This window comes from Aggregatilinea sp., assembly GCF_036822615.1.
In the GTDB taxonomy this organism is placed as follows: Bacteria; Chloroflexota; Anaerolineae; order Aggregatilineales; family Aggregatilineaceae; genus Aggregatilinea.
Genome location: NZ_DAISHJ010000013.1, coordinates 30786 through 44124 on the forward strand (window position 1 = coordinate 30786; position 13339 = coordinate 44124).

Genomic DNA, 13339 nt, shown 5'->3' on the forward strand with positions numbered 1-13339 from the left:
GCGTGTGGACGAGCACGCGCCCGTCCAGGCCACGCTGCACGACGATGGCTGGCTGCATACGGGTGACGTGGCCGTGATGGACGTGGACGGCTACTTCCAGGTGATCGGGCGCAGGCAGGAAGTGATTCACGTCGATGGGCAGGAGGTCTACCCGCGCGACGTGGAAGAAGTGTTGTACGAAAACGTGAAGGTGCAGGAAGCGGCGGTGGTCGGCGTCAAAAACGGCAGCAGCGCCCCCTCGATCCGCGCTTACGTCGTGCCGAGGCCGGGCACGGACCTCACCGCCGACGAGCTGCGCAACCTGTGCCGCCGCAGGCTGGAAGCCCACGCCGTGCCCGACACCATCGTGTTCCGGCCCGATCTGCCGCGATCGTCGGTGGGCAAGGTGCTAAAAAACCAGTTGACCGCCGATAGTTTGTAGCCGGTCGCTGGCAAACCAGAAACGGAAAACACAGGGCTGAATTGAAACATCCGGGATGTATTGGTACGAATTCGAGATGAACAGTTCGTCACGAACGATTCACAGGAGTAACACTATGTGCGCGAAAATCGCACTGGTATTGGGCGGCGGGGGCAGCCGTGGGATCGCGCATCTCGGCGTGCTGGAAGTGCTCGACCGCGAGGGCATTCAGGTCGATTTCATCGTGGGCACGAGCATGGGCGCGATCGTCGGCGCGCTGTACGCCACCGGCCTCGAACCGGCGTTCCTGGCGGAGCGCTTCGGCCAGCTTCAACTGAACGCGCTGCTGGGCGCGAACCTGTTCAGCGCCCGCGCCCGCCAGCGCACCGTCGAGGCATGGCTTGAGGAACCGCTCGCTGAAAAGACATTTGCGGACCTCAAAATTCCCCTGGTGGTGACGGCAGTGGACATGGTACACGGGCGTGAGGTGCAGTTGGACGAGGGGCTGCTGATCCCGGCGCTGCTGGCGTCCAGCGCGATGCCCGCCGTCTTTCCGCCCGTCGAGCACCAGGAGATGCATCTGGCCGACGGCGGCGTGATCGACAGCCTGGCGACGCACGTCGCCTTCGATCACGGCGCGGAAAAAGTGATTGCGGTTGATATCCAACCGCCGCTCGATGAGGAAAAGATTTGGGGCGACCCGTTGTACGACATCATCGGGTTTGGGATGCCGTTCGGGCTGTTCACCAACAGCGGCAGATCGCCGAGCATGATCGCCTCGATCTGGCGCTCGTCGCGGATCATGGCGTGGCACGTGCACCAGTCGCGGCTGGACACGCACCCGCCGGACGTGCTGCTGATGCCGCAGGTCAGCAGTTACGGCTCGCTCGATTTCAAGGATACGGACGGGCCGCGTCAGGCCGGGATCGAGGAAGCGGAGCGGCACATCGAGGCGCTGCGCGCGCTCATTTCCGCCCACGAGGAGGAGTGAGCGCCCTTCCACTGTCGTCACCGGATGACCAATGCGGCGAACAAACCGCGCTCACCGGGACTCGCCGTGGGGGCAATTCACGAATTGCCCCCACCCGACAGAAGCAAGCCCCGCCCCTACAGGATGCGCGGCGTTTCACTTTAATGCTTTTAGGCTAACTGCGAACAGAAAATCGCCAGGCACCCTGTAAAAGATTTAGAAAAGTGAGGCGGCCAGAGGACATCTTTAACACCAATAATTTCTCATGCGTAAGCCTTGTTCCAGAATGTAGAATCGGGATGGATCGATGCCGCATGCGCAATAATTAGAGCAATTCGAGTTTGAGGAGCGTCATTTGTCCTTGCAACAAATGCATGGAAGTAATCTGCCATATCACCCTCTTCCCAAGGGCGGCGATCAAACCAGATTGAGCGAATGAGTTCGAGCATCTCTTCTGACGTATCAACCTCAAAATGCGCCCCATCCCAAGGCAAGGTTGGCCCTTCAAAGTAAAGCAGGTTTTCAAAGTAGATCCACTGCGTTTCCGCTTTCGCATCTGATCCGTTTGGCCAGACACAAAAGGTAACGTCATAGCTATCGAGTGTCGATAGCTCGCAGCGCCACGACTCAGGGTTTTCAAATCCGAAATAATTCGATGCGCTCTTTGTCATTCAAACCTCTGCCTTATCTCGGTAACCTTACTTGAATTCCTGCTCCTCGAAAGAATCAGAATGGTGTGACTGCGTGGCGAACCAGTACGTACGATAGCAGTATAGAGTCTCGTCTGGTCCAGCAGCTCTGCTTCAGATAACTTGTGTGGCAGTCGCTCATTGACTGTCGTCCTCAGCTCCTCTGCGGTACCCAGGCGAAACGCCGCTCCTGTCCAGCTCGTAGGGCACTGAACAAAAGTTGCGTGCGAAAAAAACAGCTTGAACCGTCGATCTAACATGGATGGATCCTGTATCGAGATTACGAGCGACCATGTCTGAATACTGTACTGTGCCCGATAACAAACAAGCTCTTCTGGATTTGGGAGTTCAAAATAGTTAGAGTTGCTCATTTCCACCGCCTAAAATGGATGTTTAGAGGCCATTGGAACATTCAAATCCGAGAGACAACTTAACGTGTTTATCTGTTAACCTTCTCTCAAAAAGACAATTTCAAATGGCCTCTAGTGGAACCACCTGGCCGCTCTCCGCCGCTATTCCGCGTCCAGCCGGTTAATCGTCGCTTCCATCAGCTCGACCGCGCCGCGCAGCGTGTCCGCATCGAACGCGAACTTGACGCCCGCCGCCGCGAACAGGTCCGGCAGCGACGCCGTGCCGCCCAGGCTCAGCGCGCGGCGGTAGTCGCGCACGGCCCCTGCCTGATCCTGCAGCGCGTTGCGCCAGATCTGCACCGCGCCCAACTGTGACATGCCGTACTCGACGTAATAGAACGGGTCCTGCAGGATGTGCCCCTGCAAGCGCCAGTACATGCGCATCCCGTCTTCGATGCCGGACCAATCGAAGTCGGGCAGGAAGCGCCGGATCAGACCCTCCCAGGCATCGTCGCAGCGATCGGGATCGTGCGCCTCGGCGGGATGCTCGTAAATCCAGTGCTGGAACGCATCGACCACCGCCATGTACGGCCAGAACGCCAGACTGCCCGTAAGCTGCTCCGCCCGCGCGCGGCCCGCGTCCACCTCGCTGTAAAACCCGCCCTGGTCGCGTGTGAGATACGGCGCGCCGAGCAGTTCCATCGCCATCGAGCCGACCTCGACGAACTCCATCGGGATGCCGGTCAGTTCGCGCTGCTGGAAGTACGGCAGGTGCGACGCCTCGAAGTAATGGAAGGCATGCCCGCCCTCGTGCAGCAGGGTTTGCACGTCGTCGTGAATGCCCACCGCGTTGGTGAAAATGAACGGACGCCGCGAAAACGAGAACTCGGTCATGTACCCGCCCGACGCCTTGTGCTTGCGGCTTTCCAGGTCGAGCAGATCCTCGTCGCGCATGATTTTGAAGTAGCCGCCCAGGTCAGGGTCCACGCGGTCGAAAACCTGCTGCATGTGCGTCTTCAGCTCGTCGATGGTCTCGAACGGCTTCAGCGCGGGGCGGCTCTTCGGATCGGGCGCGAGGAACCAGAAGGCATCCCACACGCGCAGCGTATCCAGCCCCATACTTTCGCGGCGGCGCGCGTTCAGGCGGCGCATCACCGGCACGACGACTTCTTCGATCGCGTTATGGAAGCTCGTGCAGTCCTCCGGCGTATAGTCGAGGCGGGCCAGCTCCTTCCAGCGATAGTCGCGGTAGCTGTCGAATCCGGCGTTGCGCGCCATCTGCTCGCGCAGATCGAGCAGCTTGATCCACACGGCGTTGATCGCCTCGCGTGACTGCTGCGCGCTGCCGACGGCAGCCGTCCATGCGCGCTCGCGCACGGCCCGGTCGGGATCGCCCAGATTGGCGATCACCTGCTGGAAGGTCCGCTCCTCGCCGTCCCACTCGACCGTCATCGCGCCCCGGATCTTCGAGTATTCCGCGTTGAGCTTGTCGATCTCGGTTCGCAGCGGCAGGTTTTCCGTGCGGAACACCTCCGCCTCGGCGCGCATCCGGCGCAGCGGCACGGCCATCCCCTCCGGCACGAGGCCGCTCGCCAGCAGCTTTTCCTTGAGCCGGTTATCCAACTCGCGGGTGTGCGGCATCACCTGTTCGCTGTAAGCGTTATACCGCTCGTGCCCCGCTTCGTCACCCGTGTCGGTCGTGGTGTGCACTTCCAGCCGGTTATGCGCTTCACCGATCAGGCTTTGCAGCAGGGTCCAGTCCGCCATCCAGCCATCGATTGTTTCCGCCGTGAGCGGGCGCGCGACCAATTCGTCGGCATAGGGCTGAATCTGGTCCCAGGTCCAGGTCATAAAGTCTTCGATGCGGTCAGGCAGAGGAATTTTCATCGCGTTTGCATCCTGTTCAATAATTATTGAAGGTCAAGATTATATACGTCGCGGCGGTTCCAACCTGCCAGATCCGCCACGATCCGCGCCGCGTCTTTGCGCCCGTCGCCCGCATCCAGCCGGGCTTGCAGCGCCTCGCGTACGCGGTCCTCGTCCCAGGGTTGATCCGCCGCCGCCTCATCCGCCGCGCCGCCGATCACCAGCGTGATCTCGCCTTTGGGCGGCGTCTCGCGGTAGTGCGCCAATACCTCGCTGGCCGGGCCGCGCCGGAACTCCTCGAACAGCTTGGTCAGCTCGCGCGCCACCGCCACCGGACGGTCGCCCAGCACGTCGCGCACCGCCTCCAGCGTATCCACCAGCCGGTTCGGGCTTTCATACGCGATCAGCGTCGCGCGCTCCTCGCGCAGATCGGCCAGCGTATCGCGCAGCGCCTTGTCCTTGCGCGGCAAAAATCCCACGAACAGGAAGCGATCGGTGGGCAGGCCCGACGCAACCAGCGCCGCGACGGCTGCCGAGGCCCCCGGCAGCGGCACGACCGTAATCCCCCGGTCGAGCGCCGCCTTCACCAGTTCGTAACCGGGATCGGATACGCCCGGCGTGCCCGCGTCCGACACCAGCGCCACGTCGCCCACATCCAGCGCGTCCAGCACGGCGTCGAGCTTGGTCAATTTATTGTGCTCGTGATAGCTGGTCAGCGGGGTGGTGATCTCGTAATGCGTCAGCAGCTTGCGCGTCGTGCGCGTATCTTCAGCGGCGATCAGGCGCGCCTCGCGCAGAATGCGCAGCGCGCGCAGGGTGATGTCTTCCAGATTGCCGATCGGCGTCGGCACGAGATACAGCGTTGGCATGCGATTCCTTTGCGTTGCGGGGTGCGGCACGACCTCGTCGGGGTGTATTATAGACTATAAAGTCACGAGGCCCGCACATGCCCCAACCCGATTTTGAAGCCCTGCGCGAGCGGATGGTCCGCGACCAGCTTGCCGCCCGCGACATCACTGATCCACGCGTGCTGGAAGCGATGCGCCGCGTCCCGCGCCACCGCTTCGTGCCGCCGCACTTGCGCGCGCACGCTTACGAAGATAACCCACTGCCCATCGGCTGCAACCAGACGATCTCGCAGCCGTACGTCGTCGCCCTCATGACGCAGCTTCTCGACGTGCGCTCGCACGAAACGATTCTGGAAATCGGCACGGGATCGGGCTACCAGACCGCCGTGCTCTGCGAGCTGGCGCAGATGGTCTATTCGCTGGAGCGTCACCAGTCGCTGGCGGACGAGGCGCGGCGGCGGCTGTCGGATTTGGGCTATTACAACGTCGAGGTCTTTGTCGGAGACGGCAGCCAGGGCTTCCCCGATATGGCCCCCTTCAACGGCATTCTCGCGGCAGCAGCGGCCCCCGCGATCCCCGGCCCGCTGCAAACACAGCTCGCGGACGGTGGGCGGCTGGTCATCCCGATCGGGGACGCCAAGCAGCAGACGCTCCAGCGCGTGCGCCGCACCGGCGACACCTGGCAGATCGAGCAGTCGATCCCTGTGATGTTCGTGCCGCTCTTTGGGCGCTACGGCTTTAAAGATGATGACAACGAATAGGTATTAAAGTTCAGGTGCCAGGGCGTGTCCCGTGATGCGTAGGGGCGGGGCTTGCTCCGCCCGGTTTTGCTCCTGTCTTTATGCTTTGTCTGAACTAACCACTAAAAACTATCCACTAACAACTGCTTTTACGGCTTCTCATACCCGGTCGCACGCAGATCGAGCGTGTAGGCACCGGGATCCTGCGTGAAGAACAGACCGCCCCGCCGCATCGACTGGGCGGGAATATAGGTGATCGTCGCGGTGCCCGTCTCGACCGTCTCGCCATCCCGGATCAACTGCCCCTCGATCGTCACGTCCGCGGCGGTCTGATCCCCATCGTTGGTCGCCTCGAACTGCACCAGGAACTGGTCGCCCTGCTGGCTGATCGCGCGCACCTCAACGCGAATCGACGGCGGCGTGTGGTTCGCCTGAAGCGCGTGCCAGAGCAAAAACCCGATCGTCCCCAGCAGCAGCGCCATACCCACCAGCCCCGTGATCCATTCCAGCAGCGGCGTGTCCTCGCCGCCGGAGGAGTGATTCTCCGAGCGATCGCCGGAATCGCGCTGTTGCGGCGCGGAAGATGAATCTTGCCGTTGAGTGTCGTCTGTCACGGGATTCTCTCGCTTATCGATCTACAGGATCAACCGGGCCGATGCCGCACCGATCGCCGCCGGAAAGCCCAGCACTACCGTGATCATCACGATTTCGCTGTAAGACGTGTTCTCCACACGCCCAAAAATCCACAACATGAGCAGGCTCACCAGCAGCGCCAGCACGTAGCCTACTACCGTAAAGCGAACGAACAGGCTCCATGTGGGCGTTCCGGGCGGCACGTCGGTCTGGCCCCGGAACTTGAACGTATAGACAAAGCCGTGCATCCCTGCCAGCGACAGCCCGATCAGGATCAGCGCGTGCCAGATCGTCATGCGGAACGCAATCAGGATGATTTCTTCGGTCGGCGCGAGGTTCAGGCTGAGGAACAGCGACCCCGCGATCATGATGAACAACACGCCGCCGTAGTTTAAGGGATGCTTGCGTTCCCCGTCCTCCTCGTCGACCTGCCCGAGCTGGCTCTGCGCCAGCAGCGCGCCCAGGCTGGCGGGCACGGTCTGGATCGCCACTTTGCCCACGATCTCGTCGGCGCTCATGCCGGGATCGATGATGCCCAGCACCAGCAAACCCGCAACGGACGTAATGAACCCGACGCCGTACGCCACGCACGCGTCCAGCAGGTCTTCTTTGAGCCTGAACGTCTCCTCAAAGCCGAAGTAGTGCGACAACCCCACCAGCAGCGGGAAGTTCAACGCCAGCAGCAGCGCCAGCTTGATCCGCGCGATGGTGAAGCCCAGGAACCACATCTCCATCGTCATGATCATGGGCAGCGCGAACAGCACCGCGCCCGCAGCGGCGCGCGCCAGCCCAACGGCGAACTGGCGGTTGCTCTTATCCGCCGGTGATCGATCATCCTGGCCGGAGGATGCTGCCAGTCGGAACATGAACGGTCGCTCCTGTGGAGAATGATCCCGAACCTGCTGCGATTTTAAAACAAAACGGGACCGGGCGGCGACCACAGTCCAGGCAGCAAAAAGCGCAGCGAGAAGCTGCGCCTGGAAGTCGGTACAACTCGAAAACCGGAAGCAGTTACCCTGCTTCGCTCAGCGCGGCCTCGTCGAGCAGGTGCAAATAGTCGTGCGCGAAGCCGCCGCCGTTGGTGGCGATCAGCACGCCGGACAGCTTGTTCACCTGCAGCTCGCCCATGTGGCGGATGAGGCGCGAGATCTGCTTTTCCATCATCTCCATGAAGTCGTCCCAGGTGATCTCGTCGGGAAGCTGCGGCTCGCGGATGTCGCGCATACTGTCGATGTAGGCGAGCACGGGTTCCACTTCAGGGAAATACAGCGCGCTCGGCAGATCGTAGCGTGCCACGGCGCGGAAGAAATGCGCGAGCCGTCGCGGCCCGCTTTCGAGCGTGAAGTTGCTCTGGAAAATCGAGAAGCGGTGTTTGGGGAATCCCAGCAGGGTGATCGCGCGGCGGTACAGCGTATCCAGTTCCGGCATGTTCGTCGCGCTGTTGGTCGCCGCGATCAGGCAGCCGTCCTCGCGCAGCACGCGCCGGATGTCGAGCAGCGCCGCGTCCAGATCGGGCACATGATAAAGCATGTGGTTGGCGAGCACCACGTCGAAGCTGTCATCGGCAAACGGAAGCCGCTGCACGTCGAGGTTCAGCACCTCGGTCCGCAGATCCGCCGCGCGCTGGTGCGCTTGCTGAGCCATCCCGAACGACAGGTCCCCCGCGACGTGCACGCCCTGCGGGATCCGCGCCTGCACCGGCTCGAAATAACTGCCCGATCCCGCGCCTACGTCCAGCACACGCTCATCCCCGCGCCAGTCGAACGCCTCCACCACCCACGACTGAAAATCGATCTTCGGGCGGCTGTATTCGTCGTGAATGCGATAGCGCAGGCTGAGATGCTCGTCATTCGCATACGCGTGTTTGGTCAGAATGTCACGATCGGTGCGAGCATTGGAGCTTTTCATGACCGAAGTCCCCATGTCGAGCGCGCCGGGCACACATGCGCCCCGGCGATCACCGGCCCAGGCCGGTAAAAAGATAGGCGCCGGATCTGCTGGTAGTTTAACACGACAGGCGACTCAGTCCAAAGCCAGCGGCGCTCTCCCTGGTCGATCGGTTAGCATCCGGCTTACAAATTCCGGAGGCTGTCGCCCGCCGTTTTCCGCACACGGCTTACTCTATAATACGGTTGCACGGCATTTGGGTCGCGCGCTGCAAGGCTGCGCCTCCCCGACGCTTTCTTGACAGGAAGCCCCCGCCAGCGACAGAATTTTGATTTCCTGGTATGCTGGATTCGAGCCTTGTTGCCACCACGTGGGAGCCACCGTGTCCCCCAGAATCACCTCACAACTCCGCCTGCTGCGAGCCGCCTTGCATGGTCTCGCCCTGTTGGCGTTCCTCGCGGCGGCGCTGGTCACCGGAACACCCGCCCGCGCCCAGGACGAACTCGCGCCGTGGGTAGACGTCTTCGTCCAGCGTGATCCGGCCCTGGGCACCGCCCAGATTTACTTCGTCGACGCGATCAGCGGGCTGAGCACCGTCATTTCGGTCGATAACGGCGACGAGTTCACGCTGGTCGGCGGCTACGTCATGTACCGCAAGCCGCTGAACGGCGTGATCATGCGCGCCTATCCCGATGGCCGGATCGAGCCGCACCCGTTCATCCAGAACTCGACCGAGCGCCGCGTCACGCACTGGGTGACCTCGCCCGACGCGCGCTCGATCGCCTGGACGCAGGTCGACGCGAGCGGCATTTCGCACGCCAGCATCGCCCAGGCGGAAGGCGGCAGCCTGCGCGAGATCCCGGTCGAGCCGCCCGCGCCGCCGCTGGAGATCGTCCCGGTCGCGCTGACCGACGGCATGACGCGCTTTTACTTCGACGCCGCCTCCGCTCCCGATGTGGCGACCAACGGCCCCTACGCCGGGTACGCCGAAGTGCACGAATACAATCTGGCGAACGCTACCTTCCGCGCCCTGGCCGGGGAGCCGGGCTGCGTCTGCGGAGCCGCCGTCACGCCCGACGGCAGTCTGGTCGTCCGGCTGGAACTGGCCCAAAGCGCCGGGCCGTACAACGTGCGCGTGTCGGATCTGCGTTCCGATCTCAGCTACACGATCCCCGCGCCGGGCCTGCCTTACCCCTACGCCGGGGCGCTGGTGCTCAACGCCGCCGGGACGTTTGCCGCCTACAGCATCGCCAGCGCGCCGCCCGCTGCCGAAGGCGAAACCCAGCAGTACGCGCTGATGTTCGTGGACATTTCCTCGCAGCAGCAGATCCTGGCGCTGCCGCCGGGCGGAATCGACTATCGCGCCGTGCGTTTCATCGACGACGACAGCGCGCTGATGTTGCTCGATGCGGCGGAGGGCAGCACCTATAAGCTCAACCTCAATAACGGCGAGCTGGTGCGCGTCTCCGACTTCACCTACCTGGGCACGATCACGCTGCCGTCATAGGGGCGCTGAACTGACGAGATATTCAGATTACCGGGCTTGTTGGTACAATACACTCAACGATAACCGTCCGTTTAGAATCCGCGCACCCGCCCCACATGATCCCGCGCCCGGATGGAAGGACCTTGAACTAGACGCCTTATGCCTGCTTTTTGCGCCCGCCACAAACGACTCATCGCGCTGCTGGCCCTGCTGATTCTGGCCGTCGGCGTCACCAGCCAGGTCGAAGCATCCGACGGGCTGCGTGGGGATCGCTGTGTCGTGGCGGAAGACGAGCACATCGTCGAAGACTTCTTTTTCATCTGCCGCGTATTGGAAGTTCACGGCACGATCGAAGGCGATCTGCTGGGCATCGCGTCGAACGTCACCATCACGCCCGAAGCGGTCGTGACCGGCGACATCTGGGTGGTGGGCGGCAGGGTCGACATTCAGGGCGCGGTGGGGGATGACGTGCATTTCGTCGGCGTGAGCGTGTCGATTGCCGAACAGACGCGGTTCACCAACCCGCGCACCGACCTTATGAGCATCGCGCTGAACACCACCGTGGCGAAAGGTGCGACCGTTCCCGGCGACCTGCTGGTCTACGGCTATCAGGCCCAGGTCGATGGCACGATCGGCGGCGACATCGACTTCAGCGGCGAGACGCTGATCATTAACGGGGCGGTCGAAGGCCGTATCGACGCGTCGGTGGGTGATGCCCGGCGCAGCACCGATATTCCCGATCTGCCCTTCTACGACGTGTCGTTCAGCAACCCCGGCCTGCTCATCGCAGCCGCGGCGCAGATCGGGGGCGACCTCAGCTACGAAGCGCCCACCGCCGCCGAGATCCCGTCCGGTGTCGTGGGCGGCAGCACCAGCTTCACGCAGATCGTCTCCCAGCCCGATATTATCCACGCCGAACAGCCCGAAGCCGCCGCGCGGATCATGAAGTCCTACGCCGTGAGCGCCGTGCGCGACCTGATCACGCTGCTGATCATCGGGGCGGCGGGCCTGCGCGTCGTGCCGAACTTCGTCATGCAGCCCGCCCAGAACGTCCGGCGGCGTATGATCCCGACCATCGGCTGGGGTCTCGTCACGTTCATGCTGTCCTTCCCGCTGGCCGTGATCCTGATCCTGATCAGCCTGATCGCGCTCCTGCTGCTGATCGCCATCGGCCTGACCGAACTCTCGATCGTGTCGGCGGTCGGCCTGTTCGCGGTGAATCTGGCCCTGATCGGCGGGTTCTGGTTCATGCTGCTGTTCATGGGCCGCGTCGTGGTCAGTTTTGCGGTGGGCCAGCTCATTTATCGCTACGTCCTGCGCCTGCAGCAGCCCGGCACGTACAAGCGCTGGATCATTACGCTGGCGTTGGGCGGGGTGATCTTCGTGCTGGTCACCAACATGCCGGTCCCGGCGGCGGGCGTCACCATCGAGCTGATCGCGGCGCTGGCGGGCATCGGGGCCATCGTGATGTATCTGCGCACCCTCGTGTACGCATCGCAGCTCACCTCGGAGGAAAACCGGACTGTCCCGGCGATGGTTTCGGCCAACGAGGTCCGGCTGCCCCCCGTCGAACAGGAAAGAGAAGTGCCGCTTGGCATGGAAAACCTGCCGCCCGGCTTCACCGGCTTTGGCGATGATTAGGATCGCCGCGCGGTTCGTTCGCACTGTTCCGGCGCGCTGACCCCGCCCCTATCGTCAGGATAACACCCCGTGGATCTGTCGCTCGTCACCTCGTTGTTCCGCTCCGAAGCGCACCTGCCGCTGTACGGCCAGCGCGTGTCTGCGGTCATTCCGGCGCTGCGCCGCGCGGGGCTGTCGCTGGAGCTGGCGCTGGTTGCCAACGGCGCATCCGCCCAGGAGCGCCGCGCGATCGAAACGCTGGCCGCGGAAGTCGGGCAGGCGGGCGCGCACGTGATTATCCAGTACGTCGAGCGAGAAACGGTGTACGCCTCGTGGAACCGGGGCATTCGTGCATCGTCGGGCGACTGCCTCGGCTTCTGGAACGTGGACGATCTGCGGTATGCCCCCGCGCTGATCGAAGGCATCGGCCTGCTGCGCGATGGCTGCGCGCTGGTCGATTTTCCGTTCGAGCAGATCACGCAGCGCAAAGCGTTGGGTCTGCTGCCGGTCACGCAGACGCGCATTTTCCCGGCCCTATACGATTCGTCCCGCGTGACGCCGCGCGCCGGGGTTGGGCCGTTTTTCCTGTTCACACGCGCTCTGTTCGAGCAGGTCGGGCCGTTTGACGATCACTTCCGCGTCACGGGCGATTTCGAGTGGGCCATGCGCGACGCCGTGCGTGCGGCGCACACCTGCGCCGGGACCGAACTCGGCGGGGCGTTTTTCCTGCACGGCGCAAATTTGAGCGGCTCGCGCAATCCGTACGAGTGGGTAGAGCACAACACGGTGCTGCTGCGTCACGGCGAATGGGACCAGATCCGCCCCGTCGATCCCGACCTGATGCGCGCAAGCTGGCAGGGCTGGGGCGCGCAGGACGCTGAGCTTCCGCCGGAAGTCGAGGCGCGGCTGTGGGGCGCGGACGCGGATGCGTTCCGGCGGCAGTGGCGGCGCGACCGTCGGCGTGCGAATTTATCGCGCCTGATCCGTGCCGTGCCGCGCGCCATCATCGACCGCACGGGGCTGCGACCCCTCCTGGCGCGTTGGGGCCTCGTACAGCCCGCCGATCCGAAACACTAGAGCAAAAACGCTGCTTGAAGGGAAAAATGGATGAACGAAGTGCCTCGTGTCTCAATCGTGATGCCGACTTACAACGGCGAGCGCTTTCTGGCCGAATCGATCCAGAGCTGCCTGGATCAGACGTTTACGGACTGGGAGCTGATCGTCGTCGATGATGCTTCCACCGATGGCACGCGTGCCATCGCGGAGCGCTTCGCCGCCCAGGATTCGCGCATCACGGTGCTGCATCACGACACGAACAAAAAACTGCCGCAGGCGCTCAACACCGGCTATGAAGCCACGCGTGGGGAATACATCTCCTGGACGTCCGACGATAACCACTATCGCCCTGCGGCGCTAGCGGAAATGGTGGACTATCTCGACGCGCATCCCGAAGCCGCCGCGGTTTATACCGACTTCACGCTCATGGACGACCAGGGACAGCCCGGCGCATACCGCCGCGTGCAGCCAACCTTCGCGCTGATGTATAAGCAGTGCGTCGGCCAGTCGTTTCTGCACCGCCGCAGCCTCTGGAAAGCCGTCGGTCGCTACGCCGACGACGTGTTCCTGGCCGAAGACTACGATTTCTGGCTGCGCGCCTCCGCTCACGGGGAGCTGCACCCGCTGCACCGCGACCTGTACCTGTACCGCATGCACGGCGGGACGTTGACTTCCAATTACCGGCCCCAGGTAATGCTCGCCCGCGAAAAGACGCTCGCGCGCAACCTGCCCCTGCTCAAGTGGCCCACAGGCCGCGACCGCGCGGAAGGCTACATGCACCTCGCGTCGCTGGC

Annotated in this window: 13 protein-coding genes; 7 read left to right on the forward strand and 6 right to left on the reverse strand. The window is 63.1% G+C overall.

All coding sequences use genetic code 11. The features are described 5' to 3' along the window. Together V7116_RS06565 and V7116_RS06570 are read left to right on the forward strand one after the other, a co-directional pair. A partial coding sequence (locus tag V7116_RS06565) for an AMP-binding enzyme (RefSeq protein ID WP_442891784.1) occupies positions 1 to 421 on the forward strand: 421 nt, incomplete at its 5' end. A 115-nt stretch (positions 422 to 536) separates the two neighbouring features. Beyond that, entirely contained in the window at positions 537 to 1391 is an 855-nt protein-coding gene (locus V7116_RS06570) for a patatin-like phospholipase family protein (RefSeq protein WP_324391096.1), read from the forward strand. 242 nt (positions 1392 to 1633) lie between these two features. Here V7116_RS06570 and V7116_RS06575 read toward each other — a convergent pair whose 3' ends face one another. From V7116_RS06575 to rsmI, 3 genes are all read right to left on the reverse strand, one after another. Further along, complete coding sequence (locus tag V7116_RS06575; protein WP_324391097.1) at positions 1634 to 2041, reverse strand: hypothetical protein; 408 nt, start codon at positions 2039 to 2041, stop codon at positions 1634 to 1636. A 530-nt stretch (positions 2042 to 2571) separates the two neighbouring features. Beyond that, positions 2572 to 4296, reverse strand: a complete 1725-nt coding sequence (locus V7116_RS06580; protein WP_324391098.1) for a M3 family oligoendopeptidase — start codon at positions 4294 to 4296, stop codon at positions 2572 to 2574. 23 nt (positions 4297 to 4319) lie between these two features. Beyond that, the gene (gene rsmI, locus V7116_RS06585; protein WP_324391099.1) at positions 4320 to 5144 is read right to left on the reverse strand and encodes a 16S rRNA (cytidine(1402)-2'-O)-methyltransferase; all 825 of its coding nucleotides are present in this window, start codon (positions 5142 to 5144) and stop codon (positions 4320 to 4322) included. A 77-nt stretch (positions 5145 to 5221) separates the two neighbouring features. Between rsmI and V7116_RS06590 the strand changes: the two genes are divergently transcribed. Beyond that, positions 5222 to 5884 (forward strand): protein-L-isoaspartate(D-aspartate) O-methyltransferase, encoded by a 663-nt coding sequence (locus V7116_RS06590; protein ID WP_324391100.1) that lies wholly within the window; start codon positions 5222 to 5224, stop codon positions 5882 to 5884. Positions 5885 to 6012: 128 nt separating this feature from the next. Here V7116_RS06590 and V7116_RS06595 read toward each other — a convergent pair whose 3' ends face one another. From V7116_RS06595 to V7116_RS06605, 3 genes are all read right to left on the reverse strand, one after another. Next, the gene (locus V7116_RS06595) at positions 6013 to 6477 is read right to left on the reverse strand and encodes a hypothetical protein (RefSeq protein WP_324391101.1); all 465 of its coding nucleotides are present in this window, start codon (positions 6475 to 6477) and stop codon (positions 6013 to 6015) included. Positions 6478 to 6498: 21 nt separating this feature from the next. Then, positions 6499 to 7362, reverse strand: coding sequence for a TIGR02587 family membrane protein (locus V7116_RS06600; protein WP_324391102.1), 864 nt, complete (start codon positions 7360 to 7362; stop codon positions 6499 to 6501). 145 nt (positions 7363 to 7507) lie between these two features. Continuing rightward, positions 7508 to 8404: a class I SAM-dependent methyltransferase gene (locus V7116_RS06605; protein ID WP_324391103.1), complete on the reverse strand. Its 897-nt coding sequence runs from the start codon at positions 8402 to 8404 to the stop codon at positions 7508 to 7510. Between the two features lie 361 nt (positions 8405 to 8765). Here V7116_RS06605 and V7116_RS06610 point away from each other — a divergent pair, with 361 nt between their 5' ends. The 4 genes from V7116_RS06610 to V7116_RS06625 form a co-directional block, all read left to right on the forward strand. Then, positions 8766 to 9890: a hypothetical protein gene (locus V7116_RS06610; protein ID WP_324391104.1), complete on the forward strand. Its 1125-nt coding sequence runs from the start codon at positions 8766 to 8768 to the stop codon at positions 9888 to 9890. 138 nt (positions 9891 to 10028) lie between these two features. Then, positions 10029 to 11510 (forward strand): hypothetical protein, encoded by a 1482-nt coding sequence (locus V7116_RS06615; protein ID WP_324391105.1) that lies wholly within the window; start codon positions 10029 to 10031, stop codon positions 11508 to 11510. A 69-nt stretch (positions 11511 to 11579) separates the two neighbouring features. Further along, positions 11580 to 12566, forward strand: coding sequence for a glycosyltransferase family 2 protein (locus V7116_RS06620; RefSeq protein WP_324391106.1), 987 nt, complete (start codon positions 11580 to 11582; stop codon positions 12564 to 12566). Positions 12567 to 12596: 30 nt separating this feature from the next. Continuing rightward, positions 12597 to 13339 (forward strand): glycosyltransferase family 2 protein (locus V7116_RS06625; protein WP_324391107.1); only part of this gene is annotated, 743 nt, incomplete at its 3' end.

Excerpts from the sequence above, each read along its gene's own strand:
- V7116_RS06570 (WP_324391096.1), top strand. The coding sequence starts at position 537 with ATGTGCGCGAAAATCGCACTGGTATTGGGCGGCGGGGGCAGCCGTGGG.
- V7116_RS06575 (WP_324391097.1), bottom strand. The coding sequence starts at position 2,041 with ATGACAAAGAGCGCATCGAATTATTTCGGATTTGAAAACCCTGAGTCG.
- V7116_RS06580 (WP_324391098.1), bottom strand. The coding sequence starts at position 4,296 with ATGAAAATTCCTCTGCCTGACCGCATCGAAGACTTTATGACCTGGACC.
- rsmI (WP_324391099.1), bottom strand. The coding sequence starts at position 5,144 with ATGCCAACGCTGTATCTCGTGCCGACGCCGATCGGCAATCTGGAAGAC.
- V7116_RS06590 (WP_324391100.1), top strand. The coding sequence starts at position 5,222 with ATGCCCCAACCCGATTTTGAAGCCCTGCGCGAGCGGATGGTCCGCGAC.
- V7116_RS06600 (WP_324391102.1), bottom strand. The coding sequence starts at position 7,362 with ATGTTCCGACTGGCAGCATCCTCCGGCCAGGATGATCGATCACCGGCG.
- V7116_RS06605 (WP_324391103.1), bottom strand. The coding sequence starts at position 8,404 with ATGAAAAGCTCCAATGCTCGCACCGATCGTGACATTCTGACCAAACAC.
- V7116_RS06615 (WP_324391105.1), top strand. The coding sequence starts at position 10,029 with ATGCCTGCTTTTTGCGCCCGCCACAAACGACTCATCGCGCTGCTGGCC.